Source organism: Tolypothrix sp. FACHB-123 (assembly GCF_014697075.1).
Lineage (GTDB): Bacteria > Cyanobacteriota > Cyanobacteriia > Cyanobacteriales > Nostocaceae > Aulosira.
In genome coordinates this window covers 1-5,507 of the sequence record NZ_JACJRE010000129.1, presented here as the reverse complement: position 1 = coordinate 5,507, position 5,507 = coordinate 1, and the positions used below count along the sequence as shown (strand labels likewise).

General features: G+C 43.7%; 5 protein-coding genes. 1 reads left to right on the top strand and 4 read right to left on the bottom strand.

Going from position 1 to position 5,507, the window contains the following annotated elements; genetic code table 11:
* Positions 1-80 precede the first annotated feature (80 nt).
* The 4 genes from H6G41_RS34035 to H6G41_RS34020 form a co-directional block, all read right to left on the bottom strand.
* Positions 81-2,693, bottom strand: a complete 2,613-nt coding sequence (locus tag H6G41_RS34035; RefSeq protein ID WP_190752758.1) for a response regulator — start codon at positions 2,691-2,693, stop codon at positions 81-83.
* A 146-nt stretch (positions 2,694-2,839) separates the two neighbouring features.
* Entirely contained in the window at positions 2,840-3,808 is a 969-nt protein-coding gene (locus tag H6G41_RS34030) for an ABC transporter substrate-binding protein (RefSeq protein ID WP_190752756.1), read from the bottom strand.
* A 386-nt stretch (positions 3,809-4,194) separates the two neighbouring features.
* Positions 4,195-4,359 carry a hypothetical protein gene (locus tag H6G41_RS34025; RefSeq protein ID WP_190752754.1) on the bottom strand — a complete coding sequence of 55 codons (165 nt, stop codon included), beginning with the start codon at positions 4,357-4,359 and terminating at the stop codon, positions 4,195-4,197.
* A gap of 377 nt (positions 4,360-4,736) precedes the next feature.
* Positions 4,737-4,904, bottom strand: coding sequence for a hypothetical protein (locus tag H6G41_RS34020; protein WP_190752752.1), 168 nt, complete (start codon positions 4,902-4,904; stop codon positions 4,737-4,739).
* 197 nt (positions 4,905-5,101) lie between these two features.
* On the opposite strand from H6G41_RS34020, the gene H6G41_RS34015 reads away from it, so the two are divergent.
* A complete protein-coding gene (locus H6G41_RS34015) occupies positions 5,102-5,485 on the top strand; it encodes a hypothetical protein (RefSeq protein WP_306790461.1) in 384 nt (127 codons plus the stop codon).
* Positions 5,486-5,507: the final 22 nt, after the last annotated feature.

Here is a 5,507-nt window from a genome sequence, read left to right as displayed (position 1 = left end):
AAAGGGGAATGAAGGGGCTGCCGACGGCAGCCCCTTCATTCCCCCCTTAAAATGATTATCATTCTTGTTAATGGAATAGTTTATTTTCTGGAAGTCCCTAAGAGCTTCTGAATCATAGTTACAAGCTGCTTGAGTTTTACAGGTTTGCTCAGGTAATCATTCGCTCCAGCCTGTAAGCATTTTTCTTGATCGCCCTTCATTGCCAATGCAGTCAGGGCAATCATAGGGACGATTTCAAGCTCGGGAATTTGACGAATTTTTTGCATTGCTGTTAAGCCATCCATCTCTGGCATTTGCACATCCATCAAAATTAGATCGGGAGGTTCGGTTAGAACTTGCTCTAATGCTTCTCGACCATTTTTAGCAAGGCGAATTTTATAGCCTTTTGTGGTTAGGTAACTGGAAATTGTAGCAATATTAGCTTCGTTATCCTCAGCCAACAAAATGATGGGTGATTTGTGTGCTAGATCCAAGAGCTGACTAGATTCAGAAGTTGTTTCTGACTGAATTGTCGGTGTGGCGACTATAGAATGATTCTCTACACAGGGTAGCGTAAAGGTAAAACAGCTTCCGATCCCTACTTCGCTAGTGAGACCGACTTCTCCACCATGTAGCTCAACAATATTTTTCACCAACGCTAAACCTAAACCTGTACCAGAGTACTGACGGTTGAGCGCACTATCAATTTGGATGAAAGGTTGGAAGAGTTTATGGATATTTTCAGGTGCAATGCCAATTCCAGTATCTTGCACGGAAAACCTCACACAACACAGAGAACTTAGCTCGTCTGTTAGGGACTGAGGGATAACCGCTCTTTCTGCAATAGGTGTAGACACCGGAAAATACTCAACTTTGAGTGTAATTTGCCCGCCCTCCGGCGTAAATTTCACCGCATTATTGAGTAAATTAAGTAAAACCTGACGAATCTGTCGTTCATCTACCATTAAGTTTGGCAGATACTCAGGCAGTTGAGTTTCAACCTGAATGCGTTTTTTATAAGCTTGCTGCTTAATAAAAGCAAGGCTTAATTGACACAGTGGTGCGATCGCAGTTGGTTGATAATCCAGCTCAATTTGACCCGATTCAATTTTGGCCAAGTCAAGAATTTCGTTAATGAGTTCAAGTAAGTGTGAACCACTGCGTTCAATCATTTTCAAAGCAAATTCTTGTTTTTCGTTAATGGCTCCAAATATCTGTTCTTGCAAGCTTTCGGACATCCCTAAAATGGCATTGAGGGGAGTTCGGAGTTCATGACTCATGTTGGCCAGGAATTCATCCTTAAGATGAGTCGCTCGCAACAATTCTGCATTGGTCGCTTGCAGTTGTAGTTCTCGTTCTTGTAGTTGTTCAGTACGCTCTTGTACCCGTTGTTCGAGTTCATTATTAAGTTTTTCCACTTCCAGAGAAGTTTGATAGCGTTCTAGCTCAGAGCCAGCGCGAGCTGCAAAGATGCGTAAGAGTGTCTTGGCCCATTCAGGATTGAGTAAGGGGTGATCGTGGAAAATGCACAAATTGCCAATGGGTTTACCCTCGGTTGTTTGTAGTTCAACCCCCAAGTAACTTTCAATGTTTAATTCTGAAAACAAAGCTTGATCTGGGTAGAGTATCTTGATTGACTCAGGGATGCAACATTGTCCAGGTTGCCAGGCCTCTGTCAAGCAGGGGAATAGTTTGTGGAATAATTCTGGGGCTTGCAGAGTTCCATCCGCAAAAAAAGCTAGTACCTGGAACCCCTCAGGAGTTACCTGACAAACCGAAACGTAGCGAACTTCCAGGGCTTTGGCAATATGGGTCACTAACGCCGGAAAAAAGTCTTGTCCCGTAACGGCGGCCGTCCCTTCAATGACTTGTCGCAAGGCTTCTTCAGCACTTTCTCGCTTGCGATTGGCTTCGCGTAAATTCTGAGTCTCTTGCTGTAACTGATTCGCCATCTGGTTAAACTCAACAGCAATTTGTGCGAGTTCATCTGACCCTTGCAATTGGGTTCGCTCACTCAGATTCCCGCCACCCCAACTGTTGCTGACCGCAACCAGATGAGCCGCTCGGCGGGTTACAGTTCTTTCAAAGAATAACCATGCGATCGCACTCAGCAACACTAAGATGCCACCTGTCTGCAATGATCGCTGCAACGCAAACTGCCACGCTTGTTGTTCCTGGGCAGACAAATCGTATTCCAACACCAGAACGCCAATTCGCGACGAACGTAGTTCACCTGATTTTGGCTTAAACCTTACGGGATAAAAGACAGCTAGGTTCTTCCGATCCTGGGCGATTTCGACCTGTCCCGCTAGGGTTTTCCTGGACTGGGACAACCAAGCACTGTTTTGAGCCTCCTTTGTTAACGGTGTTTCCCTTAAATGCTGACTACGCAACTTATAATGGGTCGCTAAGATAACCCGATCATTCTCATCAAGCAACACCGCCAGTTTTAAATTCGGCTCTCCCCCCAGCTGACTAACTACGAGATTGGCACTTTCTAGATCAGCCAACTTATCGTTATGAGTTCGGTAAATAAACTCCAACAGCGCAGAGGTTTTGCTGCCTAAAAACTTGGCTTTTTGAATCGTTTGTTCCTCCACCCGTCGATTTGCCATCGACACTTCCTGCTGGAAAGCATAGAAACCAGCAATACTGCTGAACAACAACAGAGTCACTGGAATCGAATATTGTAACGGAAATGGAAAACGCTTCATAGAGGCTTCGTGGGTTTATTTTTGAAAAAGAGTTCAATATGTGGAGGTAGTTCTCTGACTACAGTCAACGATTCGGTAGAAACAATCAATTGCTTGAAAGGATGTTCTTTTACCTCATCTTTGATTAAAAAAGACTACCGATATGGCTATGGCAACGCTTTCACCAGACGATCATCCAATAGTGACTCTACCTGAACTGCTTGTTTCAATAAATCTTTTTCAAGCATCAGTTTAGATAACTTCCGTAACACGTTCAGCAGCTTGGGATCGGCTTTACTGAGCAATTGTTGATTCTCCTGAAAGTCTGGGATATGAAGCAGTTCCAGCGTGGCCAAAAATTGCTTCGGGTTTAAGCCTTGCCGAGGAGCCATCCGTTTTGCTGCATCCTCAGGATGCTTGTTTAGATAATCGAGGGCACGAAACCAGCCCTGTATCAGCACGTCAAGCTGCTTTCTCTGACTTTCCAGAACTGTTTGTGGTACAACTAATACATCTACTATTTCCCCTGGAATTTGCCTGCTGTCAAACAATAAATTTGCTCCCATCTTCAGGAGCTTAGACCGAACAGGCTCAAAGGTGACCACTGCATCCACAGATCCCTGCTTGAAGGCAAACTCGTGTTCAGAAACTCCCAGAGAGACAATCTTTAGATCCTGGGGAGACAAATTCACCTGTTCCAACGCCCGTGTAATCACAAGCGCACCCAGGGCATTAGATTCTACTCCCACTCGCCGCCCCTTTAATGCTGCCAACGTCTCAATTCCTGGCTTGGCAAGAATTGCATCCCCCCCAGCAGACACATCGGTAATCAGCACCACCCGGACATCATGATTGGTCTCTGCCACGGAAAGTGTTTCATCTAAGGTCAAGGCGGCCACTTCTAGATCGCCATTACGCAAGGCTCGACTAACTTCCGTTGCCGAAGGATAATCTACTAATTGAATCTGGTTATTGTTGTAATAGCCCAAATCGCTCGCCAAATAGAGGCTTTCATAGCCTGGCCAAACATTCCCACCTACTCGTAGGGGTTGAGGTGGAGATTGTAAGCAACTACTAAGAATTACCAAAAGACAAGCAAGAGAAGCAAGGAAGTATAAACGTTTATGGGAGTTCATAAACAAATCCACATTGGCTGGAGTTTAGACATTCAAGCGATATGCTCTTAAGCCAGATTACGTAATAGGACAAGCTGAGAATGCATTTCCAACTCTAGTGAGGTCATTTATCCCTATTTGTCCCATTGAGAAGCTCTGCTCATATCATTAAAGTGCCGTAAACAGTAAATTAAATCATTATAGCAGTATAAAAATTTACGTTAAATAACTGCCCAACTCTGAACTAGTACAGCATGGTGTAAAAGCAAGCAATACAATCCTTGTGAGTAGAGATGCGATTAATCGCGTCTCTGTGACTTTTTACTTCCGCACAGCGGTAAGCTAATCGTCATTTAAATTGGGCATAGCACCGAGATTCGGATACCGTTGGCGAATTCCCCAAACAGCTAAACTTTTAGCTCAGAGATTGCTTGCTTAATTGCAGATTCCGGCAATAATTCTTTAAAAGGTAGTCCCAGACTTTGATTAAATTTATCCTTGAGAATTTGTACTCGTAGTGTCACAGTAGTATTTATGATGTTTGCTTGCTCGTCTTTTTGAAAGTATTTCATGAACGAGTAAGCTTTTCCTACCTAAAAATTTTTTGGACAACCCGTACATCTTTGCACTGTCTAGAGTTAGGCATAGCATAGTTTACTGCCACAGGCATCCCAACACCGCTCCTGGCGTAACCAGGAACAAACTTCAGTAGACCGAAAAGTTCTGCGATCGCTAAAAAATAGTAGTCTGTGATACCGTTTTTGAAGAAAAGTGCAAAAGCTGATAGCTTTGAATAAAGGATAAGTTTAGCTTATTAATAAACACCAAAAACCAATCAACATCAGTCAGACGGTCAGTAGACCGAAAACTTTTGCGATCGCAACACTTCATCAAGGACAATCGCCTGCCCCGTCCCGACAATGTTTAATAGCTTTAAAATTTGTAGCGCTTATCCTGTATGGCTTAGAGCTTTTCTTAGTGCCATTCGCACATGAACTAACGGGGGAAGCGATCGCATTACAAGAGAACTTGTATAGAAACTGGTACAGACACCGTATATATAAGCCTCGCTGCGGCTGGTGGTTTGTAAACTGACGTAGCCCAAAGACTGCTGCACCACATACCCCACTTTTAGCTATCAATTTTGATATCAAAGCAGGAAATTACATACTCAAGATAGCTAAATAATACCCAACCACTTCCGCAAAAAATATTTAGCTTCTACCGGGGTGTAAACATTTATGCTCTTCCCTGTGGTTGTATGATGTACGTTATTGGAAAGTTGTATTATCAATAACGAGTAAGTAAGCATTTATGCCTAACGAGCCAAGATGGGGTGATCTGGTTAAAGTTGAGTTAGAAGCGTGTTTAGATGCGCCAATAACTAGATATTTTGACGCAGAGCTTCAAGGCGACCCCGATGTGTTGGCGCAGTTGTTGGCTGATAAGCGCAACCCTAATACTCGGCGGGCTTACGAGAAAGATTTGAAAGATTTTTTTATCAAGATGACAGGCTTACCGCCGACTGGGGATAGTGTGTTGGAGTTTTTGCACTTGCAGCGAGAGCAAGCGGTGATGGTGGTGTTGAAGTACAAGGCGAAATTGATCTCGTCCTCTTTGGGGAAGAGCTGGCGAAGCTGTCACCAAGTGCAAACTAAACAGTTTAGTTTAGAGAGCAGTCTGGAAATCAAGGGATGAAACTTTGTTAGCACCTAAGTTT

Bases quoted from the DNA above. Each gene is read 5' to 3' on its own strand.
- H6G41_RS34035 (WP_190752758.1), bottom strand. From the start codon at position 2,693: ATGAAGCGTTTTCCATTTCCGTTACAATATTCGATTCCAGTGACTCTG.
- H6G41_RS34030 (WP_190752756.1), bottom strand. From the start codon at position 3,808: ATGAACTCCCATAAACGTTTATACTTCCTTGCTTCTCTTGCTTGTCTT.
- H6G41_RS34025 (WP_190752754.1), bottom strand. From the start codon at position 4,359: ATGAAATACTTTCAAAAAGACGAGCAAGCAAACATCATAAATACTACT.
- H6G41_RS34015 (WP_306790461.1), top strand. From the start codon at position 5,102: ATGCCTAACGAGCCAAGATGGGGTGATCTGGTTAAAGTTGAGTTAGAA.